Origin of the sequence: Rhizobium centroccidentale (genome assembly GCF_030182565.1) — a bacterium.
In the GTDB taxonomy this organism is placed as follows: Bacteria; Pseudomonadota; Alphaproteobacteria; order Rhizobiales; family Rhizobiaceae; genus Rhizobium.
The window spans coordinates 168,549-184,362 of sequence record NZ_JAQJCG010000007.1; the positions used below are offsets into that span (position 1 = coordinate 168,549).

General features: G+C 60.6%; 12 protein-coding genes. 4 read left to right on the top strand and 8 right to left on the bottom strand.

The features are described 5' to 3' along the window. Positions 1 to 8: 8 nt before the first annotated feature. Together PH562_RS12110 and PH562_RS12115 are read right to left on the bottom strand one after the other, a co-directional pair. On the bottom strand, positions 9 to 950 hold the full coding sequence (locus tag PH562_RS12110; protein WP_285173225.1) for an alpha-E domain-containing protein: 942 nt from the start codon (positions 948 to 950) through the stop codon (positions 9 to 11). Positions 951 to 956: 6 nt separating this feature from the next. Further along, positions 957 to 2,366, bottom strand: coding sequence for a circularly permuted type 2 ATP-grasp protein (locus tag PH562_RS12115; RefSeq protein WP_113230066.1), 1,410 nt, complete (start codon positions 2,364 to 2,366; stop codon positions 957 to 959). A 397-nt stretch (positions 2,367 to 2,763) separates the two neighbouring features. Between PH562_RS12115 and PH562_RS12120 the strand changes: the two genes are divergently transcribed. Continuing rightward, positions 2,764 to 3,657, top strand: a complete 894-nt coding sequence (locus PH562_RS12120; RefSeq protein ID WP_285173230.1) for a DMT family transporter — start codon at positions 2,764 to 2,766, stop codon at positions 3,655 to 3,657. A 3-nt stretch (positions 3,658 to 3,660) separates the two neighbouring features. On the opposite strand, the gene PH562_RS12125 is transcribed toward PH562_RS12120, so the two are convergent. The 4 genes from PH562_RS12125 to PH562_RS12140 all read right to left on the bottom strand — a co-directional run bounded on the left by PH562_RS12125 (position 3,661) and on the right by PH562_RS12140 (position 8,911). Beyond that, positions 3,661 to 4,569, bottom strand: a complete 909-nt coding sequence (locus PH562_RS12125) for a DMT family transporter (protein ID WP_285173332.1) — start codon at positions 4,567 to 4,569, stop codon at positions 3,661 to 3,663. Between the two features lie 235 nt (positions 4,570 to 4,804). Next, positions 4,805 to 6,520 (bottom strand): DEAD/DEAH box helicase, encoded by a 1,716-nt coding sequence (locus PH562_RS12130; RefSeq protein ID WP_285173231.1) that lies wholly within the window; start codon positions 6,518 to 6,520, stop codon positions 4,805 to 4,807. Between the two features lie 341 nt (positions 6,521 to 6,861). Then, complete coding sequence (locus PH562_RS12135; protein WP_285173232.1) at positions 6,862 to 7,176, bottom strand: hypothetical protein; 315 nt, start codon at positions 7,174 to 7,176, stop codon at positions 6,862 to 6,864. Positions 7,177 to 7,324: 148 nt separating this feature from the next. Beyond that, positions 7,325 to 8,911, bottom strand: a complete 1,587-nt coding sequence (locus PH562_RS12140; protein ID WP_285173233.1) for a trimethylamine methyltransferase family protein — start codon at positions 8,909 to 8,911, stop codon at positions 7,325 to 7,327. A 217-nt stretch (positions 8,912 to 9,128) separates the two neighbouring features. Between PH562_RS12140 and PH562_RS12145 the strand changes: the two genes are divergently transcribed. After that, complete coding sequence (locus tag PH562_RS12145; protein ID WP_285173234.1) at positions 9,129 to 11,942, top strand: response regulator; 2,814 nt, start codon at positions 9,129 to 9,131, stop codon at positions 11,940 to 11,942. Positions 11,943 to 12,008: 66 nt separating this feature from the next. Here PH562_RS12145 and PH562_RS12150 read toward each other — a convergent pair whose 3' ends face one another. Continuing rightward, the gene (locus tag PH562_RS12150; protein ID WP_285173235.1) at positions 12,009 to 12,836 is read right to left on the bottom strand and encodes an oxidoreductase; all 828 of its coding nucleotides are present in this window, start codon (positions 12,834 to 12,836) and stop codon (positions 12,009 to 12,011) included. A gap of 82 nt (positions 12,837 to 12,918) precedes the next feature. Here PH562_RS12150 and PH562_RS12155 point away from each other — a divergent pair, with 82 nt between their 5' ends. After that, positions 12,919 to 13,848 carry an AraC family transcriptional regulator gene (locus tag PH562_RS12155; RefSeq protein WP_285173333.1) on the top strand — a complete coding sequence of 310 codons (930 nt, stop codon included), beginning with the start codon at positions 12,919 to 12,921 and terminating at the stop codon, positions 13,846 to 13,848. Positions 13,849 to 13,893: 45 nt separating this feature from the next. On the opposite strand, the gene mnmC2 is transcribed toward PH562_RS12155, so the two are convergent. Next, positions 13,894 to 14,628 carry a tRNA (5-methylaminomethyl-2-thiouridine)(34)-methyltransferase MnmC2 gene (mnmC2, locus tag PH562_RS12160; protein WP_285173236.1) on the bottom strand — a complete coding sequence of 245 codons (735 nt, stop codon included), beginning with the start codon at positions 14,626 to 14,628 and terminating at the stop codon, positions 13,894 to 13,896. On the opposite strand from mnmC2, the gene PH562_RS12165 reads away from it, so the two are divergent. Continuing rightward, a complete protein-coding gene (locus PH562_RS12165) occupies positions 14,627 to 15,811 on the top strand; it encodes an NAD(P)/FAD-dependent oxidoreductase (RefSeq protein ID WP_285173237.1) in 1,185 nt (394 codons plus the stop codon). The two genes, mnmC2 and PH562_RS12165, sit on opposite strands and share 2 nt — an antisense overlap. Positions 15,812 to 15,814: the final 3 nt, after the last annotated feature.

Sequence of the window (15,814 nt, forward strand, 5' to 3'; positions counted from 1 at the left end):
TCGCCCGCCTATTCGTAGAACCGGTAGCCGTCGGATATTTCGGCGCCCAACTGGTTGTTGCGTGCGACGAAATCCTCGAGGAACTCATGCAAGCCCTGGTCCATGATGCGCTTGATCGTCAGCTTTTGCAGCGACTTGCGGATGGCTACCGCCGTATCGTGCGCTGGCAGCTTTTTTTCATATTCGGCGCTGAGATAGCCGATATTGCTGACGATCTTTTCATAGCAATAGGCGAGCGAACGCGGCATCTGCCCATTGAGGATCAAAAAGTCGGCGATGTTTGCCGGCTTGTATTCAGGATCGTAAGCCCATTTATAGGCCCGGTGCGCGGAAACCGAGCGCAGGATCGATTCCCATTGGGCATTGTCGAGCGAGGAGCCGACATGCGAGACGGACGGCAATAGGACGTAATATTTCACGTCGAGAATGCGGGCCGTGTTGTCGGCGCGCTCGATGAAGGTGCCGATGCGGGCAAAGTTATAGAGCTCGTTGCGCAGCATCGAGCCGTGGAAGGCGCCGCGGATCAAGCCGGCGCGCTGCTTGATGACGTCGATCATCTCGGGCAGTTCCGCGGTCTTGAGCCGCCGGCCGAGCATCGACTTCAGCTCGATCCAGCATTCGTTGGTCGCTTCCCAGGTGTCGCGGGTCAGCGCCGTGCGCACCATGCGGGCATTGTTGCGGCCATATTCGATGCAAGACATGACGCTTGACGGATTGGAGCGGTCGCGCATCAGATAGTCGATCGCGTCAGCTCCAGTCAGCTTGTCGTGCACCTCATCGTAGGCTTCGCGTACACCGGCGCTTTGCAGGACTCCGTCCCAGTCGTCATCGACGGCATCGCTGCGGGTCAGCGACATGCGCTGGCCGGCGTCGACAAGGCGGGCTATGTTTTCGGCGCGCTCGATGTAGCGGAACATCCAGTAGAGGCCATTCGCGGTTCTTCCCAGCATGTCCGATCAGTCCTCCAGAACCCAGGTGTCTTTGGTGCCGCCGCCCTGGCTGGAGTTGACTACCAGCGAGCCTTCCTTCAGCGCCACGCGGGTCAGCCCGCCGGGGATGATCCGCACCTTGTCGGAAACGAGGACATACGGCCGCAGATCGACGTGCCGCGGGGCAATGCCCTTGTTGACGAGGATCGGCACGGTTGACAGCGAAAGGGTTGGCTGCGCGATGTAATTGTTCGGCTTGCTCTTGAGCTTCTCGGCAAAGGCCGTCCGCTCCTTCTTGGTGGCCGTCGGTCCGACGAGCATGCCATAGCCGCCGGAGCCGTGGACTTCCTTGACGACGAGGTCGGCGAGGTTATCGAGCACATATTGCAGGCTGTCCGGCTCCGAACAGCGCCATGTCGGCACGTTTTCGAGGATCGGCTTGCGGCCGGTGTAGAATTCGACGATTTCGGGCATGTAGGAATAGATCGCCTTGTCGTCGGAAATGCCGGTGCCGGGTGCATTGGCGATGGTGATATTGCCGGCGCGATAGACATCCATGATACCGGGGATGCCGAGCGCGGAATCCGGGCGGAAGGTGAGGGGATCGAGGAAATCGTCGTCGACGCGGCGGTAGAGCACGTCGATCGCCTCATAGCCCCGCGTCGTGCGCATCTTCACCTTGCCGTCGATGACGCGCAGATCCGAGCCTTCGACAAGCTCCACGCCCATCATGTCGGCGAGGAAGGAATGCTCGTAATAGGCGGAGTTGTAGATGCCTGGCGTCAATACGGCGACGCGCGGTTTGCCGGTGCAGCCGGGAGGCGCGAGCGATGCCAGGCTCTGGCGCAGCAGCAGCGGATAGTCCTCGACGCGCTGTACTTTGTTCTGGTGAAACAGCTCGGGGAACATCTGCATCATCGTTTCGCGGTTTTCCAGCATGTAGCTGACGCCGGACGGCGTGCGGGCATTGTCCTCGAGCACATAGAACTGGTCTTCGCCGGTGCGCACGATGTCGGTGCCGACGATATGGGTGTAGACACCGCCCGGCGGGCGGAAGCCGATCATTTCAGGCAGGAAAGCATCGTTCTTCTCGATCAGTTCGCGCGGGATGCGGCCGGCGCGGATGATTTCCTGCTTGTGGTAGATGTCGTGGAGGAAGGCATTGAGGGCGATGACCCGCTGTTCGATGCCCTGGGCGAGCTTGCGCCATTCGCGGCCTGATATGATGCGGGGGATAATGTCGAAGGGGATGAGCTTTTCGGAGGAGTCTGCGTGTCCGTAGACCGCGAAGGTGATGCCCGTCTTCCGGAAGATGGTTTCCGCATCGCGGGATTTGGCAATGAGGTGGCCTCTGTCCTGGCCTGAGTACCACTCGAAGTATTTCTCGTAAGGCGCGCGCGGACTTTCATCCGCAGTAATCATTTCATCAAATGCCAAAGGTGCGGTCCCCGTGTTTTTACCCATTTGAATACAATGGTTTTTACAATGCAAGAACTATGCGCAGTTGCCATCGCGAATTTCGCACCATCGAAAAATGCCGGATTTACAGGCATTTAGGAGGAGCGGAGGTGCTGCCTGCCGGGTCTTGTCGCAATCTGTGGATCAAAATTTGAGCATCTGCTTCTTTTGCGGACTGAGCGCCTGGGTGGCCGCTGAGGCTTCTGAAACCAGTGCGGTGGTTCGCCAGACGTGAAGAAAAATTGATTGCTATTTTCAGCAGATCGATTTTGACCGCGCAACCGCCATCGGCTATCAGCCTTCAACCCCTCCGCGCGACACCCCGAGTCGACCAGGATTCCGGATCCCAAGCGCCAAATATATCGGTCCGATTCCCATGTCCCTCGATAGACTTGCGCCCACGATCTTCGTCCTTCTCTGGTCCACCGGCTGGATCGTCGCCAAATATGCTTCGCTGCATGCAGGCCCCTTCACCTTCCTGATGATCCGCTACAGCCTGTCGGCACTTGCTTTCGTGCTGCTCTGTTCGATCGTCGGCGCCCGGTGGCCGCGCGATTGGTCGAGCGTGTTCCGAGCCATCTATTCCGGCATTTTCCTGCATGGCATTTATCTGGCGGGTCTCTGGTGGGCGATTGCAGAGGGCGTGCCGGCCGGTATTTCCGGCATCATCGCGGCGCTGCAGCCGCTGATGACCGCCATGGCCGCACCGCTTCTCGTCGGCGAGCGGCTGCAGCCGACGCAGAAGGTTGGCCTGCTGCTCGGTTTCATCGGTATTGCCATCGCGATCTCACCGAAGCTTCTGACAACGGATACGGCCAATCTCTGGCAATCTGCCATTCCCCTCGTCGTCAATCTGCTTGGTATGGTCTCCGTGACCTATGGCACGCTCTACCAGAAGCGGCACCTGCAGACTGGCGACCTCAGGACCATCGCGACCTTGCAATATGTCGGCGCGCTGATCGTCACCGTGCCGCTCGCCTTTATTTTCGAAGGCGTGCGCTTCGACGGCACGCAGACGGCGATCCTGTCGCTGCTCTGGTCGGTCTTCGGCCTGTCCATGGGCGCCGTTGGTCTGCTTCTCTATCTCATCCGCCGCGGGCAGGTGTCGCGCGCCGCATCGCTGATCTACCTGATGCCGCCTGCCGTCGCCATCGAGGCGGCCATCGCCTTCGGCGAGCCGCTGACACTGCCGATCATCGTCGGTACCGTGATTGTGGTGATCGGTATTTATCTCACCAACAGGCGTCAGGCGGATGTGGTGCCGGAATAGGCTCTATGGCTTCTTGCGGGCGTCGATCCGTCGCCGCCATCGTAGAAGCCTGCCATCGACAACCACCAGGCTAGAGACGATCAGGGCCAATCCGAGGAACTCGTAAGGTTCCAGGCGCTCTCCAAGGAATGCGGTACTCAAGATGAGTGCGCTTGCCGGCACGAGCAGCGTCACCAGCGATGCATTCGTCGCCCCCGCAGAGGCGATGAGATTGAAATACAGAATGAAGGCGAAGGCGGTCGTCACAATTGCGAGAGTGCCGATGGATAGCCAGATCGAGATATTCGTACTTACGATTTCGCTCGGATGGTAGAGAAGAAGGATGATCGGCACCATCACGATGGCGGAGGCACTCAGTTGGCCGGCCGCGACGACGACCGGCTTCATGTCTCGAAATCGCTTTGCGAAAACGGCTGCAAACGCATAGGAAATTGCCGCTCCGATGATCGCAAGCTTTGCCCATGTCGGCCCGCCGAGATTGGCGAAGAGCCCTGGGCCGATCATGATGGCGGCGCCGGTAATCCCGAGAGCCACACCCGCAAGTTTACTGGCGGAAAGCTTTTCGTCTGCAGTCAGCAGATTTGCGACCAGGACTGTCCAGAGGGGCGTCGTCGCATAGAGCACTGAGGCAAGGCCCGCTCCGATCTCCGTTTGACCGCTGAATATCAGAGAAAACGGGATGATGTTGTTGAGCAGAGCGAGCCCCACGAACGAAGCTGATCTGGCGATGGCGGGCGCAAAGGAAATGTTGCGCAGGCGCAACCAGACATGCAGGACAAGCGCGGCAATCGAAACCCGATAGAGGACCAGCGCCAACGGCGGGATTTCTGCCACCGCTATACGGGCAAAGAAGAATGATCCGCCCCACAGCGCGCCGAGAAGCACGAGTTGCGCCCAGTCGCTTACCGACATCGGCTGCGTTGTCGTCGTTTGCAATGCATCGCCTCCCAACCCTCCAAACATGCTCTAAGCTATGCCGGGAAGTATCCGCAGGCAGGAAACAGTCATCCAAACATTGGTCGCCAAGCGAAACGGAATGTCAGGCAGCCGCAAAGTTTCGAATTTACGCTCATGACTGAGTCGGTAGTCATTTGGGTAGATGTGTGAGGCGTAAAAAAAGGGGGCCAGTGGGCCCCCTTGAACTTTATCAAGCACGTTCGCGGCGCTGGCCACCATTGCCGGGGCCACGGCGCTTCATGCGGCCGTTGCCGCCATTGCGCTGTTCGCCCTGGGCGCCGCGTTCTTCGTTGTGGCGGCCTGCGGGGCGGCCATGGGAATGTCGCTGGCCGCGATGGGCTCCGCCCTCATGCGCGGCACCGTTGCCGTTGGATTGGCCGTTGTGCTGCTTGCGAGCGGGGCGGAAGTCCGAGGTCGAGGCGAGGTCGTTGTCGGGTTCCTGACGCGGCGTCGGTTCGTTGCGACGCTGGCCACGGAAATCGGCATTGCGATTGTTTTCTCGCTGCGGGCGATCGTTGCGCGGGCGGCGATCCTGGCGATCGCCAGCCTCACCACGAGCCTCGCCGTTTTCCTTGTCGAAGAACGGACGGCGGGCCGGGCGTTGCGGGCGGCTTTCGCCACGCTCGCGTCCCTGGCCGTTTTGGCCTCTGCCCTGGCCACCATTGCCGTGATTACCATTACCTTGGCCACCACGACCCTTGCCGCGAACGGGACGGCCGCGATCGGCCGGGGCTTCGCCACTGGCAACGGCAATCTCGATACCCATCAGGCGTTCGATGTCGCGCAGCAGGCGAATTTCATCGGGCGCGCAGAAGGCGATGGCGATGCCATCGCGGCCGGCGCGGGCGGTGCGGCCGATGCGGTGAACATAGGCATCGGGAACTTCCGGCAGATCGAAGTTGTATACATGCGAAACGCCGGGGATATCGATGCCGCGGGCGGCGACGTCGGTTGCGACGAGAACGCGGACGTCACCATCGCGGAAGCCCTTGAGAGCGCGCTCGCGCTGGCCCTGGCTCTTGTTGCCGTGGATGGAGGCAGCGGCAAAACCGACGTGATCGAGGTGCTTCATCAGCTTCTCGGCGCCATGCTTGGTGCGCAGGAAGACGATGGCACGGCCATCCGGATTGGCGGAGATGGTTTCCTTGAGGATCTCGGTCTTGTGGTTCTGGCCGGCGACGAAGTGGACATACTGCTCCACCTTGTCGGCCGCCTTGCCCGGAGGCGAGACTTCGACCTTGACCGGATTGGTCAGATAGTCGGAGGCGAGATCGGCGATCGCCTTCGGCATGGTAGCCGAGAACAGCAGGGTCTGGCGCTTGGCCGGAACAAGCTTGGCGATCTTGCGCAAGTCGTGGATGAAGCCGAGATCGAGCATCTGGTCGGCTTCGTCGAGAACGAGATGGGTGACATGGCCGAGCGAGAGGGCGCGGCGGTTGATGAGGTCGAGGAGACGGCCGGGCGTCGCGACGAGAATATCGGTGCCGCGCTCCAGCTGAAGCTGCTGCTTGTTGATCGACGCGCCGCCGACCACGAGGTTGATGCGCAGCGGCGACTTGCGGACGAAGAGCTTCAGATTGTCGGCGATCTGGTTCACCAGCTCGCGGGTCGGGGCGAGGATCAGCGTGCGGACCGTGCGGTTGTCGGGGCGCTTGGCTTCCTTCAGCAGCATTTCGATGATCGGCAGGCCGAAGGCGGCCGTCTTGCCGGTGCCAGTCTGGGCGAGGCCGATGAGATCACGGCCCTGGAGAACGAGTGGGATGGCCTGAGCCTGAATGGGCGTTGGCGTCGCGAAATTGTTCTGCGACAGTGTATCGACGATCTGCTTGGAGAGACCAAGCGAGTGAAAATCAGTCAATTCAATACCTTTCGGGGGCGCCAAAGCAAATAGGCCGGGTCGCACCATGCGGTCCGGTCTGTCTCTGGCGTCAAGAACCCCGCGTGAAGTGGGAACTTGTAAGTTGGAAATAGCTTTCCAGCGCATCTGGCCGCAGCGCCTGGCGCGGCCTCATTCATAAAAGCGCTTTTGTCCTTCTCTTGCGTACAGATTGTCCCGCAGGGCACGCTCACGCGGCGGCCGGAAGGTGAAAGCTGGAGCGCATTTGGTCTTAAATGCCACCAATGTCAAGGGGTGTGAGCGAAAGCTTTTCAACAGACAGACGAAAATGCCGCCGGAAATCCGGCGGCGTGAGAGATCGGAGACGATTGATAGGGAACTTCGTCTGTACCTTGCTGTGCCCTCAGGCTTCAGCGGCAGACTTCGACGCGGAAGGGCCGGCCCCAGGCATCGTGGCGCCATGCCCAGTAGCAGCTGGGGTAGGGGCGTACATAGACGCGCTCGTAGGCTGGGCCGTCGTAGTAGGCCGGATATGCCGGATAATAGGCCGGATAGGCGGGCCGTGCAGCCCCGGCTATCAAGGCGCCGCCGACAACACCGGCGGCAAGACCGCCGAAGAAGGCGCCGCGGTCGGAGGCGCTGGCAGTGGTAGTGGTTACGGCAGCGGCGCTGCCAAGCGTCAGCGCGATCAAACCGGCCGTCGTTAATGTGCGAAGCACAGACATTGACATCCCTTTCCCAAAACACAGGCTGGCTCCTAGCCTAAGCCGAGTTTGACGTTGCGCAGGAAAGGGGGCGAAGTCGCGGCCAAAAAAGGAGCCGCGACATTAAATTTCGTTCATGATTTGAGGCGTAAAAGCCCTTTGTTTTCAGCTAGAAATCGGTGGGAACGCCACCCTCTGCCTTGCGCTTGGCGACGAAGGCGTCGAGCTCCTCTTCGATCGCCGGATCAAGCGGGGGGCGTTCATAACGCGCCAGCGTTTCCTTATAGATGCGGTTGGCGTGATCGTAAGTTGTCGGCCGCCCGGCTTCCGTCCATGTCTCGTTGTTTCGCCAGTCTGACAGGATCGGCGAATAGAAGGCCGTTTCGTAGCGGGCGAGCGTGTGTGCCGTGCCGAAATAGTGGCCGCCGGGGCCGACATCGCGCACGGCATCAAGTGCCAGGGCATCGGCGCTGACATCGAGCGGCTTGAGGAATTCCGCGACCATCTGCAGCATGTCAACGTCGAGGATGAATTTCTCGAAGGAGGCGGTTAGCCCGCCTTCGCTCCAGCCGGCTGCATGCAGGACGAAATTGCCGCCGCCCTGGGTCAGCGCCCAGAGCGACAGCGCCGATTCGTAAGCCGCCTGCGCATCGAGCGTATTCGAAGCGTTCGTGTTGGAGGTGCGGTAGGGGATGCCGTAGCGGCGGGCGAGCTGTCCGCCCGCGATGACCGCCTTCATATATTCCGGTGTGCCGAAGGCGGGTGCGCCCGTCTTCATGTCGACATTCGAGGTGAAGCCGCCATACATGACCGGTGCGCCCTTACGCACCATCTGGGTGAAGGCGAGGCCGCAGAGCGCCTCGGCATTCTGCTGCACCAGCGCGCCGGCGATCGTCACCGGCGCCATGGCGCCCGCCAGCGTGAACGGTGTCACCACGACTACCTGGCCGCGCGAGGACATTTCAATGATCCCCTGCAGCATCGGCCCGTCGAGACGCAGCGGCGAGGAGGAGTTGATGATGGTGAAGAGCGAAGGCTCGCGCTCCATCTGCTCCATTGTGATGCCGCGGCCGATGCGGGCGATTTCGATGGCATCGAGATTGCGCTGCTGGCCGAGCGAATAGCAATGAAAGGCCTTGTCGGTGAGCTTCACGATGTCGGAAAGGCAGTCGAGATGGCGCACCGAGGCATGGATGTCGATGGGTTCGACCGGATAGCCGCCGGTCATATGGATGACATCGAAGGACTGGGCGAGCTTGATGAGCTTGCGGAAATCCTCCTGATTTCCCGCTCTCCTGCCGCCGTCGCGGTCGGCGACGAAGGGGGCGGAAGCAACCTGTGCGAAGACGAGATTGCGCCCGCCGATCTCAACGTTTCTAAGGGGATTGCGGGCGTGCAGCGTGAAGTTCGAGGAGATCGAAGCGATCAGCTCCATGATCATGTTGCGATCGAACCGGACGCGTTCCTTGCCGGGCGTGACATCGGCGCCGGCAGCCTTCATGCGCTCGCGCGCCTCGGGCAGGATGATATCCATGCCGATTTCTTCGAGAATGGTCAGCGATGCCTCGTGGATATCGTCGAGCGCTTCGGGCGACAGAAGTTCTGTGCGAGCGAGATTGTTGACGAGGTTGAGGTATTTCGTGCCGCTCGGCTTGCGGCTGCGTTCGGCCCCGCGCCCTCCGGCCCGCCGCCGCCGTTCGCCCGTTGCCGTTGCGATCTGCGCTTCGTTCAAGGTCAGGCTTTCTTCGTCGCTCATGGCGCTCGCTCCCAATGATCCGTTGACGGATTCTTGGCAGAGTTTCCCCCGGTATGCCGCCGTCGTTTGCGACCAAGGCATGACCGTTATAGGACAGTGCATGGTCTGAACGCGACGTCGGCGCGGTGGTTTAAACATGGTTAACGCCTTGTTAAAGCCAATTGTGCTAGAGCGTCGTTTCATGAACTGTCATGCGCGGTGAAAAGAGAGGCTCCGTTTGACTTTGGACGGTGAACTGCTCGACATAGCGTGCCGCCGGATCGCCAGTCTGGACAGGCCCGCCTACATCAAGAACAGCGAGCTTCGTTACGTCGCCGTCAACGATGCCTATGCGCGGTTCTTCGGGCACGATATCTCCGACTTCATCGGCAATCGCAGTCACGATCTTCTCGATGCGGGCGAGAGCGCCGACAGGGAAGACAGGGAACGCCGTGCGCTGGTCTTCGGTTCGGAAGAGGTGGCACTATGCTTCGACGCATCGGGTCGCGAGCGATCGCGCATCCAGATCGAGAGTTTTTCCCCTTCGGAAGACTGCGTCTATATTTTCGGTGTGTTTCTGGAAGCGACTGCCAGGAGACTGCATCAGGATCTCGACAATATTCTTCGCTCGATGCCGATCGGTGTCCTGATCCACGACAGCGGCTATGTCGTCGAATACGTGAATGACGCCTTCTATGACATTTTCGAATTCTCGAAGGATGAGCGTTTCGAAGGCCGCCCCTATCGGGATCTGATCGCAAAACACTATGAGCTGGCGCGTTTCGATTCCGACGGCCGTAGCATCGACGACATTTATCAGGCGCGCCTGGCGGCACTGCGCAAGGCTGGCGAGCATCTGCAGACGGAAGTGAATTTTGCCGACGGCAAATCCGTCATCATCGACGCGCGCCGCATTTCCGACGGGCGGACGCTGATGTCCTACACGGATATTTCCGCCGTCAAGCAGCAATTCCGTGAGATCACCGAGGCCAGGCTGGCGCTAGAACGCCTCGGCGAACTCATGGCCGATGCCATGCATGCCATGTCCCAAGGCCTGCTGATCGTCCAGGACGGTACCATCATGCTGGCCAACGACCGGCTGAAGGATATGCTGAAGCTGCCGGCGGAGCTTCTGGAAGTCGGCAAAGACTGGTCCGCGGCGTTCGATTATTGCGCGCAACGCGGAGACTTTGGCGAGGATGCCGAGGCCGTGCGGGCATCGTGGGGAGAAAGCGTTGCTGCCGGCAAGCCGATCTCCTGCATATTTCAGATTGAAGGCGATCACTGGATGCAGCTCGATGCCGCCCTCGGAGAGCATCGCCGCTGGACGGTGGCGCTGACCGATGTCACAGAGATGAAGGAGCGCGAGGCGGATTTGCAGATGCTCCTGGCGCGCAGCAATGCTGCGGACCGGGCGAAATCCGAGTTTCTGACCCATATGAGCCATGAAATCCGCACGCCGATGAACGGCGTCCTCGGCATGGCGGAATTGCTTGGCAAGACCGATCTCGATGCGAGGCAGAAGACCTTCGTCGATATCATCGTCAAGTCGGGCAATGCGTTGCTGACCATCATCAACGATATTCTCGATTTTTCCCGCATCGATACCGGCGAAATGCACCTGCGCAAAATGGCATTCGATCCTGCAGAGGCCGTCGAGGATATCGCGACCTTGCTGGCTGCCGCCGCATCGGAAAAGAATGTCGAGCTGATGGCGCGTATCGCTCCCGGCGTGCCGGCGGCGATACTCGGTGATGCCGGCCGCTTTCGCCAGATCGTGACCAATCTCGTCGGCAATGCGATCAAGTTCACCGAGCGAGGTCATGTACTGGTCGAACTGGATAGCCGGCCGGCAGCAGACGACAATATATTGCTCATGCTGCGTGTCGAAGACACCGGGATTGGCATTCCGGAAGAAAAGCTCGATACGATCTTCGACAAATTCTCATTGACGGATTCGTCCTTTGCGCGGCGGCTTGAGGGATCGGGCCTAGGGCTCGCCATCACGGCCGGTCTCGTCGATCTGTTTGGTGGCTCGCTGTCGGTGGAGAGTGAATGGGGGAAGGGATCGGTTTTCACCGTCCATCTGCCGATGCCGCTGGTTGCCGCGCGCGGCAAAGTCGCGGAGCTGCCGGCCAATGTCAGGGATGCCCGCGTCCTGATCGTGGAAGACGACCCGATCCATCGGCGCATCTTGACCGAGCAGCTGCTGCAATGGGGCTTCGACGGATATGCCGCCGAGGATGGCAGGACCGCGCTCGCCATTCTGGAGGCTGCCTTCGATATGGGCGTATCGGTCGATGCGATCATCGTCGACTACAGCATATCAGGCATGAACGGCTATCAGGTCGCGACCGCCGTGCGCGCCGATCCGCGTTTCGACACGCTGCCTATCGTGTTCCTGACGTCGATGGGTGTCGCCGGTTGCGATAGGGAATTCGCCGCCGTCAACGGCCAGGCGCATTTGATGAAGCCTGTGCGCGCCAATGTGCTGCGCAACACGATCGTCGATGTCGTGCGCGCATCCCGGCGGAAGAAACTGGGAGAGCCATCGGCTCCCATTGACCGTCGGCTGCCACTGGAGGCAGAAGCGGCCGCTGCGATCGAGGCTACGGATCGGATGACCTCGACCAAGTCTGGCAACGCCATCGACGTCCTCGTGGCCGAGGACAACGAGGTGAACCAGATCGTCTTCACGCAGATCCTGCAGGCGACCGGCTTGCGGTTCCTCGTCGTGGAGAACGGTCAGGCGGCCGTCGACGCATGGCGCCAGCTGCGGCCGTCGCTGATCCTCATGGATGTGTCCATGCCGGTCATGAATGGTCATCAGGCGACCCGCATGATCCGGCAGTTCGAGACGCAGGCCGGGCAGGGATGGCACGTACCCATTGTTGGGGTTACGGCGCAGGCACTGGATGTTGATCGCATCACATGCATGCAGTCGGGCATGGACGATTGCATGTCCAAGCCGATCAGCCCCGAACTTCTCGAGACGAAGATCCGGCGCTATCTGGGCGATACCGCTCTCGTGGCTGATCGCTCGAAGAACTAGCGTTCAGATCTAGACTTGGACGCATGGTTGGATGCCGTCTTTCGGCCAGCGCTACGGTCGCGGCCGTCAGCCATCGGTGGAAACGGTAACGGATTTCCAGGCTTCCATCTCTTGCTTGAGGCGCTCGATCCTGTCCGATACAAGTCCAAGGGCATCGCTGCCGAGCAGGAGCTGTGGCGGAGGGGCGTCCGATTCGATCAAGTCCAGAACGGCAGCCGCAAGCTTGTCGGGATCGCCGAGCTGCTTACCGCTTTTGGATTGCCGCGCCTGCCGGATCGGATCGAACAGCGCGTCATAATCCGCGATTGATCGTTCGGTCCGGACCATCGAGCGCCCGGCCCAGTCGGTCCGGAAGGAGCCGGGGCAAAGGGCGGTCACCCGAACGCCGAATGGTGCCATCTCCGCTCGCATGACCTCCGAGATGCCCTGAAGGGCGAACTTGCTTCCGCAGTAATAGGCGATGCCGGGCATGGTGATCATGCCGCCCATGGAAGTGACGTTGACGATGAAGCCGCTGCGTCTTTGGCGGAAGCGCGGCAGGAAGGCCTTCGCGACCGCAACGGCGCCGAAGACGTTCACGTCGAACTGGCGCCGCATCTCCTCGAGGGGCGACTCCTCAAGAATTCCCTCGTGGCCGTAGCCGGCATTGTTGATCAGCACGTCGACCGGTCCATGATCTTCTTCCGTCTGTCGAACGACGTCTGCAATCCGGTCGAATTCCGTCACATCGCACAGGACGGGCCGCACTGCCGGCAAGCGTTCCGCCAGGGCTGCCCGCGACTGTTCCGAGCGGATGGTGCCAATAACCTTGTGGCCATTCCGGATCGCGGCGGCCGCAATTGCAAAGCCGAAGCCCGAATTCGCTCCGGTGATGAAAAAAGTCTTCTGTGACATGGTCGAAATCTCGTCTTGATTGCTTGATGCCTATGACAGATAATCTTCGAAATCATCGCCTGCGATTGCAAAAACTATGGACATCTTGCCAAATCCTCTGAAACCGGAAGACGAAGGCTCGAAGCGCCGGGAGTTGGTGGAGCTGGCGGGGCTTCTTGCTCCCAGCCAGGGATACAATCCAATAGCGCTTGCCGGGGTTCGTATTCTTAGGACCGAAGCAGTCCTTCATGATGTCCCCGTGCTCTACAAGCCGGGCGCGGTCTTTGTCCTGCAGGGGCGAAAGCAGGGCGTGCTGGAAGGCGAGGTCTATCTCTACGATGAGGAGCATTATCTGGCCGTGTCGGTGCCCGTTCCGTTCCGGATGGAATCATCAGCCAGCGCAGAACGCCCTTTGCTTGCCGTTTATCTCGAGTTCGACATGCTTCTCGCTGCGGAGATCGCCTCTGAAGTGAGGGCGAGACAGCCTGAACCGATGGCCGGCAAAGTGAGAAGCCTGATATCGAGCAGAATGGAGCCGATGATCGAGGATGTCGTGCTGCGTTTGCTGCGGGCGCTCAGCGATCCTGTCGAGCTTGCGGTTCTGGGAGCAGGCATCCTGCGCGAGCTGCACTACCGCGTTCTCGTTGGCCCACAGGGCGGAGCGATGATCTCAGCGCTTCAGCAGCAGGGCATTTCCGGGAAGATCGTGCGAAGCCTGGCCCGATTGCGCGAAACTTACAGTTCCGAGATTTCGGTTGCCGCGCTGGCGCGTGAGGCGGGGATGAGCGTTCCCTCTTATCACGCCCATTTCAAGGCTCTGACGGGCAGCAGTCCGATACAATATGTGAAGGCGATGCGGCTCCACGAGGCACGGTTGATGATCGCGCGTCAAAGTGGGACGATTGCGGAGGTGGCGGTATCGGTCGGCTATGCCAGTGCTGCCCAGTTCAGCCGGGATTTCAAACGGCACTTCCGGCGGACGGCCTCGCAAGAGGCCAAGTGGGTTCGCCAGCATCTTGGCGAGCTCATCTGAATCCCCAAGATGCTTGCCGCCTGGCGCGGCACATCAGCTCCGGCCTCAGGCGGGCTTGATGCCGCAGAGCATTTCGCGCTTGCCGGCGAAGCCTTTGCGCCGCTCCACCATGAAGCCTGCCGCCTGCAGGTTTCGTCGCACGAAGCCAGCCGCTGCGTAGGTGGCGAAGGTGCCGTTCGGAACCGTCTTGTCATGGAGTGTCCGCATCAATTCCGGCGACCACATGTCGGCATTGCGCGATGGTGCGAAGCCATCGAGATACCAGGCATCAAACCCTTGTTCGGCGCGGCTGACGCCTTCGAGAGCCGGACCGCAAACGAGGCTGAGGCGCGTATTTGCATTTAGCCTCAGCGACACGACACTCTGCGGGTTGTCCGGCCAGGCTGCGGCAAGAGCCTGTCGCTCGCTGTCGATTTCGGGCCAGTGCGATAAGGCACGGTCGATTTCCTCGGCCCGCATCGGATAGAGTTCGAAGGACATGAAGTGCAGGTTTGAGCCAGGGGCAGCCTGCTGCCGCCACTGGCGCCAGGTCTCGCAGAAGTTCAGGCCGGTGCCGAAGCCGAGTTCACCAATGAGAAAATCCTGCCGCCCTTGCCAGCGGGCAGGCAGGCCGTTACCGGCCAGGAAGACATGGCCGCATTCCAGCCTGCCGTCGGTCTGGCAATAAAAATGGTCGCCAAACGCGGTCGAATAGGGCATATCGCCGTCGCGCCATTCGAGCTCCGGGCTTGCCGCATGAGTTTCGGACGCCTTGGTCCGATCGGAAACTGGATCTGTCATGGAAAGAGCCGATAATCCTCCGAGACCTGCCGGTCAATCGTCCGTCGATCTGCTGATCGTCGGCGGCGGGATCATGGGGCTATGGGCGGCCGTCCATGCCGAGCGTCTTGGTATCCCGACATTGCTTGTCGAAGCCGGCCGTTTCGGGCAGGGGGCGAGCGGCGGTCTGCTTGGCGCGCTGATGCCGCACATGCCGGATAAATGGTCGGACAAGAAGCAGTTTCAGTTCGATGCGCTTGTCGCGCTGGAGGAGGAGATTGCGGCCCTGGAAGCGGAGACCGGTTTTTCAGCTGGTTATCGTCGCGCCGGTCGCTTGATTCCGTTGCCAAAGCCGCATCTGAGGCAGATTGCGCTTGGCCATTCCCGGGATGCGGAAACGCGTTGGCGGCATAGGGATCGGCAGTTTCACTGGCATGTGCTGGATGTCGCACCAATCGAGGGCTGGATCGAACCTTCAGCCGGAGAAAGCGGATTTGTCCACGATACACTGGCGGCCCGCGTCGCGCCGCGCGCGTTTCTGGAGGTCCTGCGGAGGTTTCTGGCAGCGGCGCGACATGTTCGGCTTTGCGAGGGCGTTACCGTCGAGAATATCGATCCGGAGCGGGGCATTGCGCGTTCAAGCGATGGCGACATTCGCTTCGGCCGTTGCGTCCTTTCTGCCGGCTACCGTTCATTTCCGATCCTTGATGAATTGACGGAGGGACGCAAAGCCTCGCTCGGCCAACCGGTCAAAGGGCAAGCGGCGATGCTGAAGGCCGATGTCGACGGCGACATGCCCGTTATTTTCCGCGATGGCCTCTACATCGTTCCGCATGAGAATGGATTGGTCGCGGTCGGCAGCACGAGCGAGAACCGATTTGACGATCCCTTATCGACGGACGGGCAGCTCGATAACTTGCTCAATGCGGCGCGCATCATGGCGCCGGTGCTGGCTGGCGCTGAAGTCGTTGAGCGTTGGGCGGGCTTGCGTCCGAAGGCTGTGGATCGCGATCCGATGGTGGGTGCGCATCCTGATCGTCCCTCGCTGATTGCGCTCACGGGTGGCTTCAAGGTGAGCTTTGGGCTGGCGCATAGGCTCGCGGAGGCGGCGGTGCGCGAGGCGGCGGGGGTGCCAGGTCGCTTCAACTTGCCGCAGAGTTTCACTTTAGCGAGTCATATTTCAGTCATATCACATAAAACGTGAATT

Coding starts and splice junctions, on each gene's coding strand:
- PH562_RS12110 (WP_285173225.1), bottom strand. CDS start 950: ATGCTGGGAAGAACCGCGAATGGCCTCTACTGGATGTTCCGCTACATC.
- PH562_RS12120 (WP_285173230.1), top strand. CDS start 2,764: ATGTCCCTCGATAGACTTGCGCCCACGATCTTCGTCCTTCTCTGGTCC.
- PH562_RS12125 (WP_285173332.1), bottom strand. CDS start 4,569: ATGTCGGTAAGCGACTGGGCGCAACTCGTGCTTCTCGGCGCGCTGTGG.
- PH562_RS12130 (WP_285173231.1), bottom strand. CDS start 6,520: ATGGTGCGACCCGGCCTATTTGCTTTGGCGCCCCCGAAAGGTATTGAA.
- PH562_RS12135 (WP_285173232.1), bottom strand. CDS start 7,176: ATGTCTGTGCTTCGCACATTAACGACGGCCGGTTTGATCGCGCTGACG.
- PH562_RS12140 (WP_285173233.1), bottom strand. CDS start 8,911: ATGAGCGACGAAGAAAGCCTGACCTTGAACGAAGCGCAGATCGCAACG.
- PH562_RS12150 (WP_285173235.1), bottom strand. CDS start 12,836: ATGTCACAGAAGACTTTTTTCATCACCGGAGCGAATTCGGGCTTCGGC.
- PH562_RS12165 (WP_285173237.1), top strand. CDS start 14,627: ATGGAAAGAGCCGATAATCCTCCGAGACCTGCCGGTCAATCGTCCGTC.
- mnmC2 (WP_285173236.1), bottom strand. CDS start 14,628: ATGACAGATCCAGTTTCCGATCGGACCAAGGCGTCCGAAACTCATGCG.